We start from the raw sequence: 24,103 nt of genomic DNA, 5'->3' as shown, positions 1-24,103 counted from the left end.
CATGAGGACTCCGGCATGACTGCTTTCGACGTACGCATCGGCATCAACCCGCTGTCGTGGATGAACGACGACCTGCCGTCGCTCGGCGGCGAGACGCCGCTCGAAGTCGCACTGACCGAGGGTCGCCAGATCGGCTATCAGGGCTTCGAACTCGGCAACAAGTTTCCTCGCGAGCCGCAAGCGCTGAAAACGCTGCTCGCGCAATACGACCTCGCGCTCGTGTCCGGCTGGTACTCGGGACAACTGGCCAGGCGCAGCGTCGCCGAAGAAATCGACGCGGTCGGCCCGCATCTGGAGTTGCTCGCGCAGAACGGCGCGACCGTGATGGTGTATGGTGAAGTCGCCGATTCGATCCAGGGCGCGCCGCGCCCGCTGTATCAACGGCCGCGCTTTTTCGGCGACGCGCAATGGGCCGGCTACGCGGCACGCGTCGATGAATTCGCGCGTTATACGCTGAGTCGCGGCGTGCGGCTCGCCTATCATCATCATATGGGCGCGTACGTCGAAACGCCTGCCGACGTCGATCAGTTGATGGCGCGCACAGGCGACGCGGTCGGCCTGCTGTTCGACGCCGGGCACATCACGTTGGCGGGCGGCGATCCGTTGGCCGTGCTCGACAAACACATCGCGCGCGTTTGCCACGTGCACTGCAAGGACGTGCGCCCCGCCGTGATGAAGCTCGCACGCAATCGCAACTGGAGTTTTCTCGATGCGGTGATCGCCGGTGCGTTCACGGTGCCCGGCGACGGCGCGGTCGATTTTCCGGCGCTGATCGACCGGTTGAAGCGGCACGGTTATTGCGGCTGGCTCGTCGTCGAAGCGGAGCAGGACCCGGTGGTCGCGCCACCGTTCGATTATGCGCAGAAGGGATATGGAACTTTGCGGGCGCTCGTCGATGCGCCGCTCGGCAAGGAGGCAACATGAGCTTATTAGTGAAGGCAGAGCGCGAAGGCCAGACGATCGCGCGCGTGACGCCGCAGTCGGCCTGCTGGCGCTATGTGGGATTCGCCGCGTACCGGCTCGGCGCGAACGAACTCGTCTACGTGTTCGAGCCGGCGCGCGAAGCGTGCATCGTCGTGCTGAGCGGCGCGGTCGATATCGAAACGCCGGGCACGACGTGGAGCTCGCTCGGTTCACGCGACAGCGTGTTCGAAGACGCGGCGCCGTACGCGGTGTATTTGCCGCCGAATGTGCGCGCGACGGTGCGCGCATGCCGCGACGCGGAGATCGGTGTCGCGAGCGCGCCGGCCAAGGGCGAGTATCCGGCGCGGCTGATCGAGCCGGCGTCGATGAAGCGCTCGACGCGCGGTAAGTCGCTGAATACGCGTTACGTGTGCGACATTCTTCCGCACACCGAGCCGGCGGAATCGCTGCTGGTGGTCGAAGTGAGAACGCCGGGCGGTCACGCGTCGAGCTACCCGCCGCACAAGCACGACACCGACAATATCCCGCTCGAAAGCTCGCTCGAAGAAACCTATTACCACCGGCTCGATCCGCCGCAAGGCTTCGCATTCCAACGCGTGTACACCGACTCACGCGATATCGACGAATCGATGGCCGTCGAGGATCACGACGTCGTGATGGTGCCGCGCGGCTATCACCCGGTCATCGTGCCGTACGGCTACGACTCGTATTATCTGAACGTGATGGCGGGCAGCCAGCGGGTCTGGCATTTCCATAACGATCCGGCGCACGAATGGATCATCAACAAGGATGCTTGACTAACTTGTCCGTAGTCGCGCGTCAGCCAACCCCGAGCCATTCGCGCATCACGTCGTCGCGCGACATAAACGACGCCAGCGCGCCGTCGAACACGATCTCGCCGTGCCCCATCACCGCGACGCGGCACGCGATGTCCCGCGCGATCACGAGCCTCTGCTCGATCAGCAACATCGCGACGCCACGCTCGCGCAGCGCGTGCAGACAGGCGGCGACCTGCTGCATCACGAGACTCGCGAGCCCTTCGCCTGGCTCGTCGATCAACAGCAGATCGGGATCTCCGAGCAGCGCCCGCGCGAGCGCGAGCATCTGTTGCTCGCCGCCCGACAGCGCGCCGGCGCGCGTGCGCTTGCGCCCGGCGAGCACCGGGAACAGCGCGTACGCGTCGTCGAGCGTGAAGCGCGGCGCGCGGCCGCGCGCACGCGATGCGGCAGCCGGCGCAATGCCGAGCAGCAGGTTTTCATGCACGCTCAGCGCGGCGAACACGTCGCGATGCTCGGCCACATAGCCGAGCCCGAGCCGCGCGATCTCGAACGTGCGCCGACCGGCGAGCGAACGCCCCGCGAAACGCAGTTCGCCCTCGCAGCGCACGAGGCCCATGATCGCGCGTGCGAGCGTCGAGCGGCCCGAGCCGTTGCGGCCGACCAGCGCGACCACTTCGCCGGGCTCGATGCTCAGCGTGACGCCGTGCAGCGCCTGGCTCGCGCCGTACCACGCATTCAGGTCGCAAATGTCGAGCAGCGCGCTCATCGGCCTGCTCCGTGGTCCGGTTCATCACCCGCCCGCGCGCCTGAGCCGACGTCGAAGCGTTCACCCAGATACGCGGCCCGTACCGCCGCGTCGGCGCGAATCGCGGCCGGCGATCCACTTGCGATGATGCGCCCTTGCACCAGCACCGAAATGCGATCGGCGATCGCGAACACCGCATCCATATCGTGCTCGACCATCAGCAGCGTGCGGCCGGCGGTGGTGTCGCGGATCAGCTCGATCGCGCGTGCCGCTTCCGCGCGGTTCATGCCCGCCGTCGGTTCGTCGAGCAGCAGCGTGTGCGCGCCGCCCGCGAGCGCGATGCCGAGGTCGAGCGCGCGCTGCTCCGCGTAGCTGAGCGTGCCGGCCGCGACGTCGCGGCGCGCGCCGAGGCCGACCGCGTCGAGCACATCGGCGGCGCGCGCATCGACCGCGGCCGTGCCGGTCAGACGCTGCCACCAGCGCGTGCGATCGCGTTCGGCAAGCTGCGCCGCGCAGCGCAGGTTGTCGAACACGGACAGCCGCGCGAACACGCTGGTGCTCTGAAAGCTGCGCGCGAGGCCACGGCGCGCGATCGCGGCCGGCGCGAGCCGCGTGATGTCCGCGCCGAACAGGTGGATACGCCCCGCGCTCGGCCGCGCGCCGCCCCCGATCAGGTTGAACAGCGTGGACTTGCCCGCGCCGTTCGGGCCGATCAGCGCGTGCCGCTCGCCTGGCTCGATCGCGAGATCGACGCCGCGCAGGATTTGCGTCGAGCCGAAACGTTTTTCGATGCCGTAGAGCGCGAGTGCGGGGATCATCGTGCGGCTCCGGGGAATCGTGCCGCGCGTGCGTGGCCCGTGATGCGCGCATGCGCGCGCAGCGCACGGCGCGTGGTCAGCGCAGCCAGAGCGGCGAGCGCAACGAGCGCCAGCGCAAGAGGAAGCGGCGACAGCGGCGGCGCGACGGTGACTTCGGTACCCGCGCCAGCGCCCGCACCTGCCCCGGCGCCGAACCATGCGCCGAACAACCCACCTGAAACCGCACCTTCGTCCGCGCCGAACTGCGCCGCATAGGCCCACTGCACCGCGAACACGATGGCCGCGAGCCACAGCACCCCCGCCGCCGCGCTCCAGCAATACGCGGCGCGGCAACGTCGCCAGCCGTTGGCGGCAATCCGCGCCGTCTGCCGCGGGGCAAAGCCGGCGAGCCCATCCGGCGCGGCCAGCACGACGACGACGAAAAACAGCCCGAGATAGAACAGCCACGCCCGCGTGACACTGGCGACCACCACGCTGAAAAACGTCAGCACGATCGCCCCCGCGACCGGCCCGAAGAACGCCGCCGTGCCCCCGATCACGGTCGCGATCAGCACCGCGCCCGAGCGCATCATGCCGACGCTCTCAGTCGATACGAGTTCGATATTGATCAGCCCGAGCGTGCCCGCGACGCCCGCGAAAAACGCCGACAGCACGATCACGCCATAGCGAATCCGCCGCGGATAGCAGCCGATCGCCGCCGCCCGCGCCGGGTTGTCGCGCACAGCGTTCGCGAGCCGCATGAACGGTGTGCGCGACAGCGCGAACATCGCGACACTGGCGACGACGCTCCACAGCGCGATCAGCGCATAGGCCTCGCGCGTCGGACCGAAGCTCCAGCCGCCGAGGACTGGCCCGCTCGCGCGATCGATCGCGACGCCCGCCTCGCCGCCGAACCAGCCCGGCAGCGTCCACGCGGCCGCGACGACGAGCTCGCCGAGACCGAGCGTGATCATCGCGAATGCTGTGCCGGCACGGCGCGTCGCGATGAAGCCGAACAGCACGCCGCACAGCGCGCCGCCGATGCCGCCGAGCAACGGCAGCAGCACGAGCGGCATGCCGCCCGCGTTGAACACCCGCGCGGCGATCAACGCGCCGAGCCCCGCATAAGCGGCGTGCCCGAACGACAGCAACCCGGTCCCGCCGAGCAGCAGGTTGTACGACAGCGCGAACACGATCATCGTCGCGCTTTGCGCGAGATAGCCGAGCAGCCAGCTGTGCGGCCAGATGAAAGGCGGTACGGCCAGAAAGGCGACGAGCGCGAGCCACGGCGCGAGCGCACGGCCGCCCCCGCGAGGCGGCACCTCGCTTTCCAGCGCGTTTGACGACCCGCTCCGCTTACGCATGATCGTCACGCCGTCCGAACAGCCCGCGCGGCCTCGTCGCCAGCACCGCGACGAGCAGCAGGTACGGCAGCAGCGGCGCCAGTTGCGCGAGCGTCAGCGCGTCCCATTCGGGCGGCAGCACGGCGCCGGCGAGCGACACCACGTCGCCCAACGACAGATCGCTCGCGACCGCCAGCGTTTGCAGGCATCCCACCAGCAGCGACCCGACGAGCGCCCCGCTCAGCGACCCGAGCCCGCCGATCACGACCACGACGAACACGATCGAGCCGAGCGACTCCGCCATCGCCGGCTCGATGACGAACAGCGGCGCGCCGATCACGCCGGCCAGCGCGGCGAGCGCGGTACCGGCCGCGAACACGCCGGTGAACAGGCGCGGCACGTCGTGCCCGAGCGCTTCGACGGCCTGCGCATGCGTGAGCGCGGCGCGCACGATCAAGCCAGTCTTCGACACGCGCAGCATCGCGACGAGCGCTGCGAGCATCGCGAGCGATACCGCCATCATGAACGCGCGGTAGCGCGTGAAGACCGCGCCGTACAGCGAGAACAGCGGACCGTCGAGCACCGCCGGAATCCTCGCCGACAGCGGACCGAGCCCCCAGCCGAGCTTGACGAGTTCGCCGAGCAGATAGGCGGCGCCGAACGTCAGCAGCAGTTCGGGCAGATGCCCGTGCCCGCGCACGCGCCGCAGCAGCCAGCGTTCGAGCGCCGCGCCGAGCAGACCGACGAAAAGCGGCGCAACCACCAGCGCGCTCCAGAAGCCGGCGCGCGCCGCCACCGAAAAGCCGACGTACGCGCCGAGCATATAGAAGCTCGCATGCGCGAAGTTGAGCACGCCGAGCATGCTGAAGATCAGCGTCAGGCCGGCCGACAGCATGAACAGCAACAGCCCGTAGCTCAGGCCGTTGAGCAGAGTGATGATGAACGACTGCACGCGTCTAGTCCGCCGGCCCGACGACGCACAACGGTTCGAGCGCCGCGCGCAGCTCGGCGGGCAGGTTCACGGGACGACGCGTCGCGCGATCCACGTAGACGTGCACGAAATGCCCTTGCGCGGCGGGTTCGGCGTCGCCGTCGCGAAATAGCCCCACCTCGTAGCGCACGCTCGACGTGCCGAGCCGCGCGACGCGCAAGCCCGCGTCGATGCGATCGGGAAACACGAGCGGCGCGAAGTAGTTGCACTGCGTCTCGACGACCAGCCCGATCGTCGTGCCGTGTTCGAAATCGAGTACGCGCGCGCGGATCAGATACTCGTTCACGACGGTGTCGAAATAGCTGTAGTAGACGACGTTGTTCACGTGGCCGTAGACGTCGTTGTCCAACCAGCGCGTGGTGATCGGCAGGAAATGCGGATACGCGGCGCGGCCGGCGGGGGCGGGTTTGTTCATCGGACGTGGCGGTTGGTGGAGGCGAGGATCACAGCGACTCGGTCAGCATGCGGCGATAGTCGTCGGCGCTCGCCTCGCGCGGATTCGTGCGATGACAATGGTCGACCAGCGCGCCCTGCACGACCTTGTCGAACATGCTTTCGTCGACGCCCATCTGCCTGAGGCCGGTCGGCAGTCCAAGCCGCGCCGTCATGTCGAACAGCGCCTGCGCGAGATCCGCATGCTCGGGCACCCCCATCACGCGACGCATGCGCGCATAGCGACGCTCGGCCACCACGCTCGGCGCGCGCTCGTTGAAGCGCAGCACCGCGGGCAGCACGACCGCGTTCAGTGTGCCGTGATGCAGCGACGTGCGGCCGTTCATCTTCAGGCCGCCCAGCGGATGCGACAGCGAGTGCACGCAGCCGAGGCCCTTCTGGAACGCCATCCCGCCCTGCATCGACGCGCTCATCATGTTCAGGCGCGCCTCGCGATCGCGGCCGTCCGCGCACGCGCGCTCGATGTTGTGCCACGCGCGTTCGAGGCCGTCGAGCGCGATACCGTCAGCGGGCGGATTGAAGGCCGGCGAGAGGAAGGTCTCGATGCAATGCGCGATCGCGTCCATGCCGGTCGCGGCGGTCAGCCCCGGCGGCAGGCCGAGCGTGAGACCGGGATCGCACAGCGCCGATTTCGGCAGCAGATTCCACGAGTGAAAGCCGAGCTTGCGGCCGTCGTTCAGGATCACGATCGCGCCGCGCGCGACTTCGCTGCCAGTGCCGGCCGTGGTCGGAATCGCGATCAGCGGCGCGACGGCGTCGGTGATCTTCGCGCTGCCGCCTTCGATCGTCGCGTACTGCGTGAGCGGCCCCGGATGCGTGGCCGCGATCGCGACGCCCTTCGCGAGATCGATCGACGAACCGCCGCCCACCGCGATCAGCCCGTCGCAGCGCTCGTCGCGATACACCTGGGCGGCCGCGAGCACCATTTCCTCGGTCGGGTTCGACGGCGTGTCGTCGAACAGCGGCACGTCGCCGAGCTTCAGCGCGTCGAGTGCCTGCCGCGCAATGCCGGCCGCGACGACGCCCTTGTCGCTGATCACCAGAGGCCGCTCGATGCCGATGCGCGTGCACTCGGACGACAGTTGCGACAGTGCGTCGTAGCCCAGATGAATATGGGTCAGGTAGTAGATGTAGGCCATGCCGTTTTCTCCCTGAGCGTGCGCTCATTGACCGCCGATTGACGTGGATGATCGGTTCGGTGATGCGTCGATGGATGTGCCGAGTCGTGTGGTGTCGCGTGCGTTGTGGGCTGTCTCCATGGTGGCTGTGATTTCTGCGTCGTCTGTGTGCTGGCCAATGTTGCGGCTCGATGGGCCGAACGCCTCACTGCCCCGGCCGCTCGACGAATTCGAACGGCAACCCGCGTCGCCGCATCCATTCGCCGAGCGCCTGGCCGGTGCCCGCGCGCCACGGCCGCAGCTTCGCGGGCTCGACGAGCCGGTATTCGAGCAGCTCGGGCGACAGCGCGATCGTCCCATGCGCCTTCACGTGATACGCGATGATCAGCTCGTTCTTGCGGATGAATTCGTACACGCCGATCAGCTCGACCGACCCGGCGTGCAGCGAGGTCTCCTCCATCACTTCGCGCGCGATGCCCTGCTCCGGCGTCTCGCCGTTTTCGAGGAAGCCGGTGATCAGCGCGAACATGCCCTCCGGCCACGCGGCATTGCGCGCGAGCAGGATCTTGCCCTCGTACTCGACGATCGCCGCGACGACCGGCAGCGGGTTATTCCAATGGACGTAGCCGCACTCGGTATCGGGACAGCTCTGACGGACGCGGCCGCCCTCGTGGTCGGGGTCGGCGCGTTCGGTCAGGGGTTTCGCGCAGCGGGGACAGAATCGGTACTCGGTCATGGCGGGGGACGTCTCTTTGTTTCGTGTTTTCTGGCGGGGCGTAGTTGGGTGGCTTTGCGCGTGTGCCGAGTGGTGCATCACGCGACGCACAGCTCACGCACCTCGGCGGCGAAACGCTCGACCGTGTCGGGCTGCGTGTCCCACGCGCACATCAGCCGGCAACCGCCCGCGCCGATGAACTCGTAGAACTTCCAGCCGCGCGCGCGCATCGCCTTCGCGGCATGCGGCGGCAACTGCGCGAACACCGCGTTCGATTCGCTCGCAAACATGATGCTCACGCCGGGGATTTCCTGCAACCGCGTCTCCAGCAGACGCGCCATCGCGTTCGCGTGACGCGCATTGCGCAGCCATACGTCGTTGTCGAGCAGGCCGAGCCACGGCGCGGAGATGAAGCGCATCTTCGATGCGAGCTGTCCCGCCTGCTTCAACCGATAGGCGAAATCGTCGGCGAGCGCGCGGTCGAAGAACACCACCGCCTCGCCGACCGGCAAGCCGTTCTTGGTGCCGCCGAAACACAGCACGTCGACGCCCGCGCGCCATGTGATTTCCGACGGATGCACGTCGAGCGCGGCGACCGCGTTCGCGAAGCGCGCGCCGTCCATGTGCACCTTCAGATGACGACGCTTCGCGATCGCCGCGATGGCGCGCACTTCCTCGACGCTGTAGACGGTGCCGACCTCGGTCGACTGCGTCAGCGTGACGATCTTGGGCTTCGGATAGTGGATATCGGCACGCCGCGTGATGATGGACTCGATCGCATCGGGCGTGAGCTTGCCGGCGATGCCCGGCGCCGTCAGCAGTTTCGAGCCGCCTGAAAAGAACTCGGGGCCGCCGCATTCGTCGGTCTCGATGTGCGCGAGTTCGTGGCAAATCACCGAGTGGTACGACTGGCACAGCGACGCGAGCGCGAGCGAATTGGCCGCCGTGCCGTTGAACACGAAGAACACTTCGCAATCGGTCTGAAACAGGTCGCGCAGACGGTCGCAGACCTGGTTGGTCCAGGAGTCGTCGCCGTAGGCCGGCTCGTGGCCGCTGTTGTTGGCGGCGATCAGTGCGTCGAGCGCTTCGGGACAGATGCCGGCGTAGTTGTCGGACGCGAAATGTTGCATGGTCGAGCGACGCGCCCGGCGACAGGCGCGAGGGAATGACGGAAAGCGGTCATTTTAGTGCGCTCGTGCGAGATTTGTTTTCGCGTCTTAGCTGCAACCGCAATCCGGCATGCGGCCACGGCGCGGGCCACGCGGCACGCGCGTCACTGCGACCAGGCCCGCCGCCCCCGCCAGCAGCGCGCCCGCGGCGAGCCACAGCGCCAGCGAAAACGACCCCGTGTGCGCGGCAATCGGCGCGGCCACCAACGGACCCGCGATCTGACCGATGCCATAGGCCGCCGTCGCATAACCCATCAGCCCGGCCGCGTCGTCGCCGCGCAGACGCCGCGCCTCGCGCATCGCGAATAGCGTGATCGCGGTGAACGGCAGGCCGATCAGGATGCTGCCGAGCGAGAACCCGCCCGCCGTCGGCCATACGATGCCCAGCGCGATGCCGAACGCCTGCAGCACATACGAGCCCGCGAGCAGCGCGCGGTTGTCCCAATGCACGGGCAAACGCGCGGCGAGCAACGCGCCGACGATCAGCGCCGCACCTAACATCGGCCAGAACAGGTCCGGCCACGCCGAGCCCGGCAACGCGTGGCGCGCGATGACCGGCAAAAAGGTCGCGGTGATGATGTAGCCGAAGCCCGGGATACCGTAGAGCAGGACCAGCCAGAACGCGTCGGCGCGGTGGACGGCATGGCTCGTCTGAATGCCGGCCGTACGAGGCGGCTGGTTTGCGCTGGCGCGCGATCCGGTGGCGGGCTTTGCGGTTGCGGAGCTTGCAGCGGCAGGCTTCGCTGTTCCCGCACGCTGCGCTTCGCCAAACACCGGCCACACCAGCACCGACAGCACCGCGCCGATCGCCGCAAAGCCGATCCATCCGACCACCGCGCCATAGCCACCCGCGACGCTGACCAGCAAGCCGGTGCCGACGATGCCCACGCCCGGCCCCGTATAGATGACGCCGCTCCACGCCTGCGCGCCGAGTTCGGCGAGCCGCCGCAAGCCCCACTGCGACGCGAACACGAAGGTCCATGCGCTGACCGCGCCGGCGACGAAGCGCACCAGCGCCCACGCCCAGAACTGGCCGGTGACGCCCATCGCGAGCGTCAGCAGCACGGTCGCGGCGAGTCCGACGCGCACCATGCGCGCGGGCTCGACCCGCAGCGCCGCGCACGTCATCGCGCCGGCGAAATAGCCGGCGTAATTGAACGACGCGAGCCAGCCGCCATGCTGGATATCGATCTGCGGCTGGCCGAGCGCGGCGCCGTGCAGCATCAGCGGCAGCAGCGGCGTGAATGCGAAGCGCCCGATACCGAGCGCGACGGCCAGCGTGACCATGCAGGCGAGCGCCGCGCGCCGGGCGGCGTGCGGCCCGTGGAAGCGCGGGTACGCGTGGGAAGCGAGATCGTTCATGATCGGACGGTCAATCTGCGATGGTGTGAATCCATGTTAGCTTGACCTTTTGATCACGAAAAATGAATAATTAGAATGTTATTCATCTCCAGGAGAGAATCATGGATCTGGCCGCTCTGACCATTTTTCGCGCGGTCGTGCGCGAAAACGGCGTGACGCGCGCCGCGGCGAAGCTCAATCGCGTGCAATCGAACGTGACCACGCGCATCAAGCAGCTCGAGGAGCAGCTCGGCACCGAGCTGTTCATCCGCGACGGCCGCCGCCTCGTGCTGACGCCGGCCGGCGAGACGCTGCTGCCCTACGCGGAACGGCTGCTCGCGCTCGCCGACGAGGCGCGGCACGCGGTGCGCGAGGATCGTCCGAGCGGGCGTCTGCGTCTCGGCACGATGGAAAGCGTCGCGGCGACGCGTCTGCCGGGCCTGCTCGCGCAATATCACCAGCAATGGCCGGCCGTCGAACTGGAACTGGAGACCGGTACGACCGGCAGGCTGATCGAGCGGGTGCGCGAGTTCGAGGTCGATGCGGCACTGGTCGCGACGCCGCTCGATCCGGCCACGCTCGGCGATCTGTTCGAGACCGTGCCGATCTTCCGCGAGGAACTCGTGATGCTGACGCCGCGCGGTCATCGGCCGATCCGCGAAGTGCGCGACATCGCGCTATCGACGCTGATCGCGTTCGAGCGGGGCTGCGCGTATCGCGCGTATATCGAGAAGTGGTATCTGGAGCACGGCACGCGGCCGCAACGGGTGCTGGAGCTCGGCTCGTATCACGCGATCGTCGCGTGCGTGGCGGCCGGCGCGGGCGTCGCGGTCGCACCGCGCTCGGTGCTCGATCTGGCGACCGACACGAGCAATATCGCGGTGCACGAATTGCCCGATATCGGCATGATCGATACGCTGCTGGTGTGGCGACGCGGGCATTTTTCGTCGGCGCTCAATGCGTTGCGACGCACGCTGGTGGCGTCGCAGGAAGGGGCGGCCGAGGTGGATGCGGTGGCGTCCGCGGATGCGAATGTGGTCTGATCGTTGAATTCGCCCCGCCGACCAGGTTCGACGCAACCCGGTCGGCTTCAGCAAAAGCGAAGGGACCACGCAACGCGCCGATCCTGCTGGCGCACCGCGTGGCCCCTTCGTCGAACCCGGCTCGACTTCGCGTCGAGCCGGACTCAACCGACCATCAGAATCAAAGCTGCCCTTCGACCCAGCCCTTGACGCCCGCGAGCGCCGCCGGCAGGTTGGCCGGCTCGGTACCGCCGGCCTGCGCCATGTCCGGACGGCCGCCGCCCTTGCCGCCCACCTGCTGGGCCACGAAGTTGACCAGTTCGCCCGCCTTGACCTTCTTGCTGGCGTCGGCGGTCACACCCGCGATCAGGCTGACCTTGCCGCCTTCCACCGACGCGAGCACGATCGCCGCGCTCTTCAGCTTGTCCTTGAGCTTGTCGACCGTTTCGCGCAGCGTCTTCACGTCCGCGCCTTCGAGCGTCGCCGCGAGCACATGCACGCCGCCGACTTCGATCGCCTGGCCCGCGAGTTCGTCGCCCTGGCTCGACGCCATCTTCGACTTCAGCGCGCCCAGTTCCTTCTCGAGCGCCTTCACCTGGTCTTGCACCTGGCCGATGCGCTGCGTGAGTTCCGCCGGTTGTGCCTTCAGCGCGGCCGCGGCCGCGTTGACGCGCGCTTCGAGCTCCTGCACGTAGCGCACCGCGTTGTCGCCCGTGATCGCCTCGACGCGACGGATACCGGCCGCGACGCCGCCTTCCATCACGATCTTGAAGAAACCGATGTCGCCCGAGCGATTCACGTGCGTACCGCCGCACAGCTCACGCGAAAAGCCGAGGTCGAGCACGCGCACTTCGTCGCCGTACTTTTCGCCGAACAGCGCCATTGCGCCGCCCTTCACCGCCTCGTCGTACGACATCACACGCACGATGCCGGGCGCGTTCGCCAGCACTTCGGCGTTGACGATTTCCTCGACGCGGCGAATCTGCTCGTCCGTCATCGGCGCGTTGTGGGCGAAGTCGAAGCGGGTCTTGTCGGCGTCGACGAGCGAGCCCTTCTGCTGCACGTGCGAACCGAGCACTTCGCGCAACGCCTTGTGCATCAGGTGCGTGGCCGAGTGGTTGCGCGCCGTGCGGGCGCGGCGCACCGCGTCGATTTCGGCCTTGACGATGTCGCCGAGCTTCAGCGTGCCCTGCTCGAGCGTGCCGTGGTGGCCGACCACGTCGGCCTGAACCTTCAGCGTATCGACGACTGCAAAGCGCGTGCTGGCGTTGGCGAGCACGCCCTGATCGCCGACCTGGCCGCCCGACTCGGCGTAGAACGGCGTGTGATCGAGCACGACGACCGCCTGCTGGCCGGCCTGCGCCTGCTGCACCGACGCGCCATCGACGTACAGCGCGACGACCTTCGCGTCGTCGAAGACGATTTCTTCGTAGCCGTGGAAGGTGGTCTTCGCGCCCGAGTATTCGAGGCCCTGCGCCATCTTGAACTTGCCCGCCGCGCGAGCCTGCTCGCGCTGACGCGCCATCGCGTCGTCGAACGCGGGTTCGTCGACCGTCACTTCGCGCTCGCGGCAGACGTCCGCGGTCAGGTCGAGCGGGAAGCCGTAGGTGTCGTGCAGCTTGAACGCGAGTTCGCCGTCGAGCGTCTTGCCGCTGGTTTTGCCACCTGCGGCGTCGAGATCGGCCAATGCGGCCTCGAGAATCGACATGCCGTGTTCGATCGTCTCGAAGAAGCGCTCTTCTTCCTGACGCAGCACGTCGGTCACGCGCTGCTCGGCCTGCTTCAGTTCAGGGTAAGCGTCGCCCATCTGCGCGACGAGGTCGGCGACGAGGCGATGGAAGAACGAACCCTTCTTGCCGAGCTTGTAGCCGTGGCGGATCGCGCGGCGCACGATACGGCGCAGCACGTAGCCGCGGCCTTCGTTGCCCGGAATCACGCCGTCGACGATCAGGAACGAGCACGCGCGGATGTGATCGGCGATCACCTTCAGCGAGTTGTTGCCCAGATCGGTCACACCGGTTTCGCGGCCAGCGGCTTGAATGAGCGCCTGGAACAGGTCGATCTCGTAGTTGCTGTGCACGTGCTGCAGCACCGCGGCGATGCGCTCGAGGCCCATGCCGGTGTCCACGCATTGCTTCGGCAGCGGCGTCATGTTGCCCTGCGCGTCGCGGTTGAACTGCATGAACACGAGGTTCCAGATTTCGATGTAGCGGTCGCCGTCTTCCTCGGGCGATCCCGGCGGCCCGCCCCACACGTCCGGGCCGTGGTCGTAGAAGATTTCCGAGCACGGGCCGCACGGGCCGGTGTCGGCCATCTGCCAGAAGTTGTCCGATGCGTAGCGCGCGCCCTTGTTGTCGCCGATGCGGACGATGCGCTCGACCGGCACGCCTACTTCCTTCGCCCAGATGTCGTGCGCTTCGTCGTCTTCCTGGTAGACGGTGACCCAGAGCTTGTCTTTGGGCAGCTGGTAGACGCCGGTCAGCAGTTCCCACGCGTAGTGGATCGCGTCGCGCTTGAAGTAGTCGCCGAACGAGAAGTTGCCGAGCATCTCGAAGAACGTGTGGTGACGCGCGGTGTAGCCGACGTTCTCGAGGTCGTTGTGCTTGCCGCCGGCGCGCACGCTGCGCTGCGCTGTCGTGGCCCGCGAATACGGACGCGATTCCGCGCCGAGGAACACATCTTTGAACTGCACCATCCCCGAATTGGTGAAGAGCAGTGTCGGGTCGTTGCCGGGCACGAGGCTCGACGAACGGACGATCGTATGGCCCTTCGATTCGAAGAACTTGAGGAATTTCTCGCGGATTTCAGCGGCTTTCATAGCGGGCGGGGGACGGTCCTGACGGTTCCTGACGGAGACTGGCGGTCGGTGGGATGCGCCAACTGTCTGTTTCTTTAAACGACTGATTATACGGGATCGGCAAGCGCGCACGGCACTGCGCGCCGCCTGGTTGGCGCTCGCTTGTCCGATCGTCCGATCCGCGCCATGACGTTCGGCTGACTGCGCCCGCGAGCGCGAATCGCTTAAGATGACTTCCGCGAAACTACGCGCGAAATAACGCATGGCAGCTCGCCGCGCGGCCTGCAACCATCAGGAGACATTCAGGAACATGGGCGCTCTCAGTCACATCCGCGTGCTGGATCTCACCCGCGTGCTCGCCGGTCCATGGTGCGCGCAGACGCTCGCCGATTTCGGCGCCGACGTCATCAAGATCGAACGCCCCGAGGTCGGCGACGACACGCGCCACTGGGGGCCTCCCTATCTGAAAACGCCGGACGGCGCGGACACGCGCGAGGCCGCCTACTATCTCGCGGCGAACCGCAACAAGCGCTCGGTCACGCTCGACATCGCGTCGCCCGAGGGTCAGCGGATCGTGCGCGAACTGGCCGCGCAAAGCGACGTCGTGCTCGAGAACTACAAGGTCGGCCAGTTGAAGAAGTACGGCCTCGACTATGACTCGCTCAAAAAGGTCAAGCCCGACCTGATCTACTGCTCGGTCACGGGCTTCGGGCAGACCGGCCCGTATGCGCAGCGCGCCGGTTACGACTTCATCGTGCAGGGGATCGGCGGCTTCATGAGCATCACCGGCGAGCGTGACGGTCAGCCGGGCGGCGGCCCGCAGAAGGCCGGCGTCGCGATCGCCGACCTGATGACCGGCATGTACTCGACGATCGCGGTGCTGACCGCGCTCACGCACCGCGACCGCACGGGCGCTGGCCAATACATCGACATGGCGCTGCTCGACGTGCAGGTCGCGATGCTCGCCAACATGAACTCGAACTACCTCGCGAGCGGCCAGCCGCCGGCGCGCTGGGGCAATGCGCATCCGAACATCGTGCCCTACCAGACCTTCCAGACCAGCGACGGCTGGATCATCGTCGCGGTCGGCAACGACGGACAGTTCCGCAAGTTCGTCGAAGTAGGCGGCCGCCCGGAACTCGCCGACGACGAGCGTTTCGCAACCAACCCCGCGCGCGTGCGCAACCGCGAACTGCTCGTGCCGATGCTCGCGGACATGGTCCGCCTGCAGGGCAAGGAGCAATGGATCGCGGCGCTCGAAGCGGCCGGCGTGCCGTGCGGACCGATCAACAACCTCGACGAAGTGTTCGACAACGAGCAGGTGGTCGCGCGCGGTCTGCAGGTCGATCTGCCGCATCCGTCGGGCGGCACGGTCAAGCTCGTGCGCAATCCGATCACCATGACCGGCACGCCGCCGCAGGCGCTGAGCCATCCGCCGCTGCTCGGCGAGCATACCGAGCGGGTGCTGAGCGACGTGCTCGGATACGACGCGCAGACGATTGCCGAGTTGAAGCGCAAAGCGGTGATCTGATCGAGAAGGCGGCGAGACTCAGCGCATCGCCGTTAGCGAAGCCAGCCAGCCCCGCCCCTCGTCCCAATCGTCGAGACCGCTGTCGGCGTTGATGTGGCCGCGCGCGCCGATCCCGATCCAGCGGCTGCCCCACGCGTTCGCGCAGGTTTGTGAAAACGGCACGCCGCCATAAGGATCGTCGCTGCTCGCCACCACGATCGTCGCAAACGGCAGGCGGGTGAGCGGCACCGGCGCAAAGCCGCCCGCGTCCCTCGGGAAGTGCGCTTCGTCCGGATCGGGCACGGCGACCAGCAACGCGCCGGCCACCTTCGCGAGCTGCGCCGCGCTTGCGTACTGCGAGGCCCAGAACGCCGTGGTCAGGCAGCCGAGGCTGTGAGCGGCGAACACGACCGGCGCGTCCACGGCGTCAAGCGCGGCGGCCAGCGTACGGCACCAGGCGTCGCGCGAAGGGTGGTCCCAGTCCGGCATCTGCACGCGGACGACCGCGGGATCGAGCGCTTCCCAGCGCGTTTGCCAGTGGCCTGGGCCGGAGTCCAGATAGCCCGGCAGTACGAGTGTGGTTGGTTGGTGTTCGCTCATCGTGCTTCCCCGTGTTCGGCTTATCGCCCGCTCGCGGGATAGCGCGGCGGGCCGTCTACCGTATCACGCGTGCCACGCCACCACCACGGGGATCGCTCGCGGGCTCGGGTGTCGTGCCGTCCACGCGGATCATCTGCACGTCGCCGTTGAACGACTGCTGCTCGACCGTAAAGCCGAGCGCCTTCAATTGCGTGGCGAGCTCATCCGGCGCGGGACGGTACGGCTCGAAGTAGATCGTCTTTGGCGGCAGCAGCTGATGATGGAAACGCATCGCGGCGAGCGCGTCCGTCGGTGACATGTCGAAGTCGTACAGATTCGTCATCACCTGGAAGATCGTCGTCAGGATGCGAGAGCCGCCGGGCGTGCCGATCGCTAGCGCGATCTTGCCGTCCTTCAGCAGCAGCGTAGGCGTCATCGACGAAATCGGGCGGCGGCCCGGCGCGATCGCATCCGGCTCGGCATCGGCGGCGCCGGGTGTCGACGCCGCGCCCGTCGCGCCAGCGCCGGCTGGCTTGATCACGAAATCGTCCATCGCATCGTTCAGCAGGAACCCGCCGCCGTCCACCACGACGCCCGAGCCGAAATCGCCGTTCAGCGTGTAGGTGTTCGACACCGCGTTGCCCCATTTGTCGACCACCGAGAAATGCGTGGTTTGCGCCTTCTCCGTCGCCGCGCCGCCGTCGACACCGGGTTTCACCGTCGCGGCGGCCGGCGCTTCGTCGGCTTTGACTTCGGCCGCGCGCTGCGCGAGGTAGGCGTCGTCGATCAGCTTCGCGACCGGCACCGGCGATGCGTCCGGGTCGCCGATATGGCGCTGCCGGTCCGCGAACACGCGATCCTCGATCTGCGCGATCAGATGGATGTACGGCGCTGAATTCAATGCAAGGCCGTCGAACGCCGGCTGCAGATCGGCCCGCATCTTCAGCATCTGGATCAGCCCGAGGCCGCCCGAGCTCGGCGGCGGCGCGGTGATCACGCGGTAGCCGTGCCAGTCGGCCGCGAGCGGCTCGCGCCACAGAGCCTTGTACTGGCTCAGATCCTGGCTCGTGATCAGGCCGTGGCCGTACATCTGCGCGGCGATCATTTGAGCGGTGCGGCCCTCGTAAAACTCGCGGCCGCCGTCGCTCGCGATCCGCCCCAGCGTCTGCGCGAGTTCCGGTTGGCGCAGCATCGCGCCCGCCTTCAGGTTCGCGAAGTAGGCGTCGAAATTGGTCTTGCCGGCGAAACTCCTGGCGGCCGCGTCGCGTCGCTGCTGCAGCCGCGGGTCGACCTGGAAGCCGTCGGTCGCGTAATGGATCGCGGGCGCGAGCACCTGCTTCCATTTGAGCTTGCCGAAGCGCCGCTGCGCTTCCCACATGCCATCGACAGTGCCCGGCACGGCCGCCGCGCGATGCCCGACCGTGCTTATGCCCGGCGCCACGTTGCCCTTGTCGTCGAGGTACATGTCGCGGGTCGCCTGCTGCGGCGCGCGCTCGCGATAGTCGAGAAAATACGGCTTGCCGTCGACCAGCAGCGTCATGAAACCGCCGCCGCCGAGGTTGCCCGCATCGGGCCGCGTGACGGCGAGCGTGAAGGCCATCGCGACCGCGGCATCGACCGCGTTGCCGCCTGCGGCGAAGATCTGCTGCGCGGTGTCAGCGCTGTAGCTATCCGGCGCGGCGACTGCCGACGCATCGAGCGCCGGCTTCGGCGCCGGTGTTTTCGCCGCGGCGGACAGCGGCGCGGCCACGTTCACGGCAAGCGCGGCAAACCAGGCCGAAGCGAGCACACGACGGTTACGGCAAGAAAATCGGGCGCTAGCCAAAGCGCGGGCAAAGGGCGCGCGAAACGCGCCGTGCGTCGGGACAGACATCCGAGAAAACTCCGGCAACGAGGCGAGCATGGCGCACGAGCAGCGGAGCCTCGTGCAGGAAGATGAAGGACAGCGTGGACGGCTCGGGCAAGCCCGCCCCGCGCGAAGGCCCAGCACAGGCGCGCGGGCCGCGCGCAGCAGCGCATCCTAAGTCGGCGCGTCGCGCGTCGCCAACCCGTTTTACCTCCTGTTACAGCCCCGCGCGCCGGCTTGCCTGACTCCGGCAGCCGCGCCAAACCCACTGCGCCGTTGGCTGCGCGCCGCAACCACCTGCCGCGAACGGGCTCGTCAGGTAGAATTGACGGCTACACGGGCGCATTGCGCGCCCCCACGGACTCTCATCTTCTCGCATGAATACCGAACGCAACGACGCGCCCGCGACATCCAATTTCATCCGCAACATCATCGACGACGACAACCGCACCGGCAAATGGAGCCAGCGCGTCGAAACGCGCTTCCCGCCGGAGCCGAACGGCTATCTGCACATCGGTCACGCAAAGAGCATCTGCCTGAACTTCGGCGTCGCGCGCAGCTACGGCGGCGTGTGCCATCTGCGCTTCGACGACACCAATCCGGAGAAGGAAAGCGTCGAGTACGTCGAGTCGATCATCGACTCGGTGCGCTGGCTCGGCTTCGAATGGGAAAAGGACCGCACCGAGCATCTGTACTTCGCGAGCGACTACTACGACAAGCTGTACGAGTTCGCGGAACTGCTGATCCAGCGCGGCAAGGCTTACGTGGATAGCCAGTCGGCCGAGGAAATCCGCGCGAACCGCGGCTCGGCCACCGAAGTCGGCACGCCGTCGCGCTTCCGCGAGCGTTCGGTCGCGGAAAACCTCGACCTGTTCCGCCGCATGAAGGCGGGCGAGTTCAAGGAAGGCGAGCACGTGCTGCGCGCGAAGATCGACATGTCGTCGCCGAACTTCAACATGCGCGACCCGGTCATCTACCGCATCCGCTTCGCGCATCACTACCGTACCGGCGACACCTGGTGCGTGTACCCGATGTACGACTACACGCACTGCATCTCGGACGCGCTCGAAAACATCACGCATTCGCTGTGCACGCTCGAATTCGAAGACCATCGGCCGCTGTACGACTGGATCCTGAACGAACTCGCCGAGGCCGGTGTCTTCGGGCGTCCGCTGCCGCAGCAAATCGAGTTTTCGCGCCTGAACCTGACCTATGCGATCACCAGCAAGCGCAAGCTGCTGCAACTCGTCAACGAAGGCCATGTGGAAGGCTGGGACGACCCACGCATGCCGACCATCGTCGGCGTGCGCCGGCGTGGCTTCACGCCCGAGTCGATCCAGCTGTTCTGTGAGCGCATCGGCGTGACCAAGGTCGACTCGTGGATCGACATGAGCGTGTTCGAAGGCGCGCTGCGCGACGATCTCGACGAGAAGGCGCCGCGCATCGCCGCCGTGCTCGATCCGGTCAAGCTGATCATCGACAACTTCCCCGAACGCCTCACCGAGCCGTGCCACGCACCGGTGCATCCGCATCATCCGGAACAGGGCCTGCGCGAGTTTCCGATTTCGCGCGAGCTGTGGATCGAGCGCGAGGACTTCACGCAGACGCCGCCGAAGGGCTACTTCCGCCTGTTCCCGGGCAACAAGGTGCGGCTGCGCTACGGCTACGTGATCGAATGCACGCACGCGGACAAGGACGAGAACGGCAATATCGTCGCGGTGCACTGCAACTACTTCCCGGACAGCAAATCGGGCACCGAAGGCGCGAACAATTACAAGGTCAAGGGCAACATCCACTGGGTCAGCGCGGCGGCCGCGTGCCCGGCCGAAGTGCGCATCTACGACCGGCTGTTCAAGGAACCGCAACCGGACGCCGGCGGCCGCGACTTCCTCGAAGCGCTGAATCCGGACTCGAAACGCGTGGTCCAGGCCTACCTCGAAACCGGCGCGCGCCATGCGCGGCCGGAGCAGCGCTACCAGTTCGAGCGCCACGGCTACTTCGTCGCCGACCGCGTCGATTCGAAGCCGGGTAAGCCCGTATTCAACCGCATCGTCAGTCTGCGCGACAGTTGGGGCAAGCCGGCCTGAGCCCGCGCCAGCGAGGGCCCGGCGTTGCGGGCCCATCCGGGTTGCCGGATGTTTCGATCGACACTCACTGCGCGCTCGCCTGAGCGCGCCGGTCCGGGAGGTCCGATGAAGGTTGCAGACCGCCACGGGGAAGGGTCTGAAAGCAGGGTTCGCGTCGCACGGAGTGCGTGCGGCTCACGCTTCCCGCGTCTGCTGCGCGGCATGCACAGTGTGCTGCTTACGCTGGCCGCCTGCGGCGTGCTCGCGTTCACCGGCCCCGCCCGCGCGGATGAACTGACCGGCACGCTGAGAAAGATCCACGACGACGGCGTCGTTGCGATCGGCGTGCGAGAGGCGTCGATCCCGTTCTCGTACTTCGACGGCGAGCGCACGGTCGGCTACTCGCAGGCGATCGCGATGCAGATCGTCGATGAAATCAGGAAAACGCTCGGCATGGCGCAGCTGCGGGTTCACGAAATCACGGTAACGTCGTCGAACCGCACGCCGATGCTGCTGAACAACCAGATCGATCTCGAATGCGGCTCGACCACGCACACGGTCGAGCGCGAGAACGTCGCCGCGTTTTCAGACAGCTTTTTCCAGTACGCGGTGCGCATGATCACGCGCAGGAACAGCGGCATCACCGATTTCCCCGATCTGGCCGGCAAGCCGGTCGTGACGACCGCGGGCACGTCCGACGAGCGCCTGCTGCGCAGCCTCAACACCGACAAGCAGCTGAACATGCGCATCATGAGCGTGCGCGACCATCAGGAGGCCTTCAACGCGATGAAGGACGGTCACGCGGTGGCATTCGTGATGGACGAGCCGATCGTCTACGGTTTCAAGGCGACCGACCCGCATCCCGACGATTTCATCGTGACGGGCACGCCGCTTGGCTACGAGGTTTATGCGTGCATGTTCCGCAAGGGCGACGAGCCGTTCCGCGCGCTCGTGAATCGCGTGATCGTGCGTTCGCAGACGTCCGGCGACGCCGAGCGTCTGTATCGGCAGTGGTTCACGCAGCCGATTCCGCCGCATGGCATCAACGTCAATTTCCCGCTGTCGGAGCAGAACCGCGCGTTGTTCGCGCATCCGAACGACCACGCGCTCGATTGAAGGCGGCGTGCGCCGTCTATAGCGACCGGTGCAACTCGGTGAGCGACAGCGTCGTCTCGAAGAGCCGCGTCAGACTACGGCTCGCATAGCGCGGCACCTCTTCGATCGACGCCCAGCGGTAATCATCCATTTCGGGGATCAGCGTGCCGTCCGAGCGGCGCGGAAACAGCGACGTGCAGGTGCACGTGCTCAGATCGAGCTCGCCGGCACCCGCGCGCGCCGCGAACAGATGCAGGTCCTTGTCGCGCCGGTAGACGAACAGGCCGAGATCCTTCAGCCGATCGGCCTCGAGCGCGATGCCGGTTTCCTCGACCATCTCGCGCAGCGCCGTCACGTGCGGCGCCTCGCCGGCCTCGCCCTGGCCTTTCGGGATGTCCCAGTGCGTCGTTTCGGTGGCGTGCGCGAGCAGCACGCGTCCGTCGGGATCGAGCAGCACGATCCCGCACGAGACGATTCGCGGGCTCATCGCGCAGCCTCACTGCATCCACCTCTCGCCCCGCGCTCACGCATGCTCAACGCTTCTGCAGCTGCCAGGCGCCACCTTCCTTGCAGAAGTTCGGACGCAGGTTCATCGATTGCCCCTTTGCATTGAGTACGACCCCGAGGGTGCGGCAGGTGCGTGCGCCTTCGGTCGAGGTGCTGTCCATCGAGATGGTCGCGTCGATCTTCACGCTATTGCCGGTGCCGTCGTTGACCCACGTGAAGCTCTCGCCGTCCTTCCTGTCATTGAGCGCGCTCATGACCGCATGCTTGATCGAGTCGTTGTCACGCTGTCTCATATAGGTGATCGGCGTGTCGCCCAGAAAGCCGAGGTTCGCGGCTTGCGCGCCGATCGCCGCACCGAGCAGGAGGCTCGCGGCACTGAGGTGGAACAGCACACGGGTTCGCGTCGACATGTAGGACTCTCCTCGAAGTGTGCACGGCGCGCACGGGCGCACGGCGGCTTTTGATCCTGACCTCAAAAGCATAGCATGCACACTTCGGCAGGCAGCGCGCCATCGACGCGGCCATCAACGCGCGGCGGCCGTCCCCTGCAGGCGGAACGTATTGACGACGTCGCGCAGCATCTGCGCCTGCTCCTGCATCGACTGCGCGGCGGCCGCCGCCTGTTCGACCATCGCCGCGTTCTGCTGGGTGGTCTCGTCCATCTGCGCAATCGCGAGATTGACCTGCTCGATGCCGCGGCTCTGCTCGTCGGACGCGGCGGAAATCTCGCTGATGATGTCGGTCACGCGCTTCACCGCATCGACGAGCGACTCCATCGTGCCGCCCGCCTTCTCGACGAGCGTCTTGCCGCTGCCGACGCGCGCGACCGAATCCTCGATCAACGTCTTGATCTCCTTGGCCGCGTCGGCGCTGCGGCGCGCGAGGTTGCGCACCTCGCCCGCGACGACCGCGAAGCCGCGGCCCTCCTCGCCGGCGCGCGCGGCTTCGACGGCCGCGTTCAGCGCGAGGATGTTGGTTTGAAACGCGATGCTTTCGATCACGCCGATGATATCGACCACCCGCGCCGAGCTCGCCGCGATGCTTTGCATGTTCGCGACGACGTGCTGCACGGCCTCGCCGCCCTCGCCCGCGAGCTGCGACGCCGAGCGCGCCATGCGATTGGCCTGCAGCGCGTTGTCGGCGTTCTGCTTGACCGTCGCCGTCAGTTGCTCCATGCTCGCGGCCGTTTCGCCGAGCGACGACGCCTGCTGTTCCGTCCGCGCCGACAGATCGAGATTGCCCGCGGCGATCTCTTCGGCCGCGACCGTGATCGTTTCCGTGCCGCCGCGAATGCGCCGGATCGCGTCGGCGAGGCGGCTTTGCATGCGCTGCATCGCGAACAGCATGCTTTCCTGATCGTCGCCGGCCAGCGTGACCGGGCTCGACAGATCGCCGTCGGCGATCGTCTGCGCGACGCTCGCCGCATAGGCGGGCTCGCCGCCGAGACTGCGCTTCACGTTGCGGATGATCAGCACGAGCGCGAGGGTGCTGAAGCTGCCGATCGCGAGGATCGTCAGCAGATAGCGCAGCAGGTCGGCGCGGAACGCCGCGTCGATGTCGTTGACGTAGACACCCGAAATCAGAAACCAGTCCCACGCGGCAAAGCGCTTGACGAAGCTGATCTTCGGCACGCGCTCGTTGTTGCCGGCGAGGCGGCCCATGTAATCGACGAAGCCCTGCCCGTGCGCCTGCGCGACCTTGACCATTTCGACGAACAGCAGCTTGCCGTCGCTGTCCGCGTAGTGCGACACGTCCTTGTTGCGCAGATCGGCGAGCATCGGATGCATGATCACGACCGGCGTGGCAGTCGACACGATCATGTAGCCGCTACCGGGGTAGCGCATCGCGGACAGCCGCGCCAGCGCCTGCTGCCGCGCCTGTTCGGGGGTCAGCTCGTGCTGGTCGGCGCGCTGCGCGTAGTCGGCGACGATGCCGTACGCGCTTTCCACGACGTTCTGCACCGCCGACTTGCGCTCGGCCAGCATCGTCGCGCGCGACTGCCATGCGGCCCAGCCGCCGAGGCCGAGCAGGCCGAGCCACGTAATCAGCAGCGCGAGCCAGAGTTTGGTGTTGAGGCTAAGTCGGTTCACGCTGATTCCCCCATCGCGGCGCGTCACACGGTTCTGTTGAATTAACGGCGCCGCGCGCGATTTCCTGAGTCGGGAAACACCCGAAGCGAGCCGTACGAACACGCGACAACCTGGCAGCCACCGGGCGTGCAACATTGCACAAAAACAAAAAGGGTTACAGGCGCGAAACCTGTAACCCTTCGATGATTCTGGTCATCGAGGCGCGCGTTAAAGGCA

Annotated in this window: 21 protein-coding genes; 6 read left to right on the top strand and 15 right to left on the bottom strand. The window is 67.1% G+C overall.

Going from position 1 to position 24,103, the window contains the following annotated elements; genetic code table 11:
- Window positions 1-15: 15 nt before the first annotated feature.
- Entirely contained in the window at window positions 16-924 is a 909-nt protein-coding gene (gene iolE / locus HDG32_RS25665) for a myo-inosose-2 dehydratase (protein WP_184071721.1), read from the top strand.
- Complete coding sequence (gene iolB / locus HDG32_RS25660) at window positions 921-1,721, top strand: 5-deoxy-glucuronate isomerase (RefSeq protein ID WP_184071719.1); 801 nt, start codon at window positions 921-923, stop codon at window positions 1,719-1,721. The genes iolE and iolB overlap by 4 nt, the downstream gene beginning before the upstream one ends.
- 22 nt (window positions 1,722-1,743) lie before the next feature.
- Here iolB and HDG32_RS25655 read toward each other — a convergent pair whose 3' ends face one another.
- From HDG32_RS25655 to HDG32_RS25615, 9 genes are all read right to left on the bottom strand, one after another.
- Window positions 1,744-2,469 carry an ABC transporter ATP-binding protein gene (locus HDG32_RS25655; protein ID WP_090801053.1) on the bottom strand — a complete coding sequence of 242 codons (726 nt, stop codon included), beginning with the start codon at window positions 2,467-2,469 and terminating at the stop codon, window positions 1,744-1,746.
- Window positions 2,466-3,266 (bottom strand): ABC transporter ATP-binding protein, encoded by an 801-nt coding sequence (locus HDG32_RS25650; RefSeq protein WP_184071716.1) that lies wholly within the window; start codon window positions 3,264-3,266, stop codon window positions 2,466-2,468. The genes HDG32_RS25655 and HDG32_RS25650 overlap by 4 nt, the downstream gene beginning before the upstream one ends.
- Entirely contained in the window at window positions 3,263-4,609 is a 1,347-nt protein-coding gene (locus HDG32_RS25645) for a branched-chain amino acid ABC transporter permease (protein WP_260336591.1), read from the bottom strand. The genes HDG32_RS25650 and HDG32_RS25645 overlap by 4 nt, the downstream gene beginning before the upstream one ends.
- Window positions 4,602-5,540, bottom strand: a complete 939-nt coding sequence (locus tag HDG32_RS25640; RefSeq protein WP_184071714.1) for a branched-chain amino acid ABC transporter permease — start codon at window positions 5,538-5,540, stop codon at window positions 4,602-4,604. Before HDG32_RS25640 ends, HDG32_RS25645 begins: the two co-directional genes overlap by 8 nt.
- 4 nt (window positions 5,541-5,544) lie before the next feature.
- A complete protein-coding gene (locus tag HDG32_RS25635; RefSeq protein ID WP_184071712.1) occupies window positions 5,545-5,994 on the bottom strand; it encodes a thioesterase family protein in 450 nt (149 codons plus the stop codon).
- Between the two features lie 28 nt (window positions 5,995-6,022).
- The gene (locus HDG32_RS25630; RefSeq protein WP_184071710.1) at window positions 6,023-7,171 is read right to left on the bottom strand and encodes an iron-containing alcohol dehydrogenase; all 1,149 of its coding nucleotides are present in this window, start codon (window positions 7,169-7,171) and stop codon (window positions 6,023-6,025) included.
- Window positions 7,172-7,355: 184 nt separating this feature from the next.
- A complete protein-coding gene (locus HDG32_RS25625) occupies window positions 7,356-7,886 on the bottom strand; it encodes an NUDIX domain-containing protein (RefSeq protein WP_090801064.1) in 531 nt (176 codons plus the stop codon).
- Between the two features lie 77 nt (window positions 7,887-7,963).
- Entirely contained in the window at window positions 7,964-8,995 is a 1,032-nt protein-coding gene (locus HDG32_RS25620; RefSeq protein ID WP_184071708.1) for a low specificity L-threonine aldolase, read from the bottom strand.
- An 87-nt stretch (window positions 8,996-9,082) separates the two neighbouring features.
- Window positions 9,083-10,396, bottom strand: a complete 1,314-nt coding sequence (locus HDG32_RS25615) for a YbfB/YjiJ family MFS transporter (RefSeq protein ID WP_184071706.1) — start codon at window positions 10,394-10,396, stop codon at window positions 9,083-9,085.
- 101 nt (window positions 10,397-10,497) lie between these two features.
- On the opposite strand from HDG32_RS25615, the gene HDG32_RS25610 reads away from it, so the two are divergent.
- Window positions 10,498-11,418 carry a LysR family transcriptional regulator gene (locus HDG32_RS25610; RefSeq protein ID WP_184071704.1) on the top strand — a complete coding sequence of 307 codons (921 nt, stop codon included), beginning with the start codon at window positions 10,498-10,500 and terminating at the stop codon, window positions 11,416-11,418.
- A 160-nt stretch (window positions 11,419-11,578) separates the two neighbouring features.
- On the opposite strand, the gene alaS is transcribed toward HDG32_RS25610, so the two are convergent.
- Window positions 11,579-14,215 (bottom strand): alanine--tRNA ligase, encoded by a 2,637-nt coding sequence (gene alaS / locus HDG32_RS25605; protein WP_184071702.1) that lies wholly within the window; start codon window positions 14,213-14,215, stop codon window positions 11,579-11,581.
- A gap of 289 nt (window positions 14,216-14,504) precedes the next feature.
- Here alaS and HDG32_RS25600 point away from each other — a divergent pair, with 289 nt between their 5' ends.
- Window positions 14,505-15,725 (top strand): CaiB/BaiF CoA-transferase family protein, encoded by a 1,221-nt coding sequence (locus HDG32_RS25600; RefSeq protein WP_184071700.1) that lies wholly within the window; start codon window positions 14,505-14,507, stop codon window positions 15,723-15,725.
- Window positions 15,726-15,743: 18 nt separating this feature from the next.
- Here the strand turns inward: HDG32_RS25600 and HDG32_RS25595 are convergent, their stop codons facing one another.
- On the bottom strand, window positions 15,744-16,304 hold the full coding sequence (locus tag HDG32_RS25595) for an alpha/beta hydrolase (RefSeq protein WP_184061461.1): 561 nt from the start codon (window positions 16,302-16,304) through the stop codon (window positions 15,744-15,746).
- A 55-nt stretch (window positions 16,305-16,359) separates the two neighbouring features.
- Window positions 16,360-18,156 carry a gamma-glutamyltransferase gene (gene ggt, locus HDG32_RS25590; protein WP_184071698.1) on the bottom strand — a complete coding sequence of 599 codons (1,797 nt, stop codon included), beginning with the start codon at window positions 18,154-18,156 and terminating at the stop codon, window positions 16,360-16,362.
- Between the two features lie 350 nt (window positions 18,157-18,506).
- On the opposite strand from ggt, the gene HDG32_RS25585 reads away from it, so the two are divergent.
- Window positions 18,507-20,216, top strand: a complete 1,710-nt coding sequence (locus HDG32_RS25585) for a glutamine--tRNA ligase/YqeY domain fusion protein (RefSeq protein WP_184071696.1) — start codon at window positions 18,507-18,509, stop codon at window positions 20,214-20,216.
- A 105-nt stretch (window positions 20,217-20,321) separates the two neighbouring features.
- Window positions 20,322-21,311, top strand: coding sequence for a transporter substrate-binding domain-containing protein (locus HDG32_RS25580; RefSeq protein WP_409340057.1), 990 nt, complete (start codon window positions 20,322-20,324; stop codon window positions 21,309-21,311).
- A 16-nt stretch (window positions 21,312-21,327) separates the two neighbouring features.
- On the opposite strand, the gene HDG32_RS25575 is transcribed toward HDG32_RS25580, so the two are convergent.
- The 3 genes from HDG32_RS25575 to HDG32_RS25565 form a co-directional block, all read right to left on the bottom strand.
- Window positions 21,328-21,777: an NUDIX hydrolase gene (locus HDG32_RS25575; RefSeq protein WP_184047748.1), complete on the bottom strand. Its 450-nt coding sequence runs from the start codon at window positions 21,775-21,777 to the stop codon at window positions 21,328-21,330.
- Window positions 21,778-21,823: 46 nt separating this feature from the next.
- Window positions 21,824-22,207, bottom strand: coding sequence for a hypothetical protein (locus tag HDG32_RS25570; RefSeq protein ID WP_184071694.1), 384 nt, complete (start codon window positions 22,205-22,207; stop codon window positions 21,824-21,826).
- A gap of 114 nt (window positions 22,208-22,321) precedes the next feature.
- The gene (locus HDG32_RS25565; RefSeq protein ID WP_184071692.1) at window positions 22,322-23,887 is read right to left on the bottom strand and encodes a methyl-accepting chemotaxis protein; all 1,566 of its coding nucleotides are present in this window, start codon (window positions 23,885-23,887) and stop codon (window positions 22,322-22,324) included.
- Window positions 23,888-24,103: the final 216 nt, after the last annotated feature.

Source organism: Paraburkholderia sp. CI2 (genome assembly GCF_014201055.1).
In the GTDB taxonomy this organism is placed as follows: Bacteria; Pseudomonadota; Gammaproteobacteria; order Burkholderiales; family Burkholderiaceae; genus Paraburkholderia; species Paraburkholderia tuberum.
Note: the sequence above shows the minus strand (reverse complement) of the source record. Positions and strands in the feature narration are given on the sequence as shown.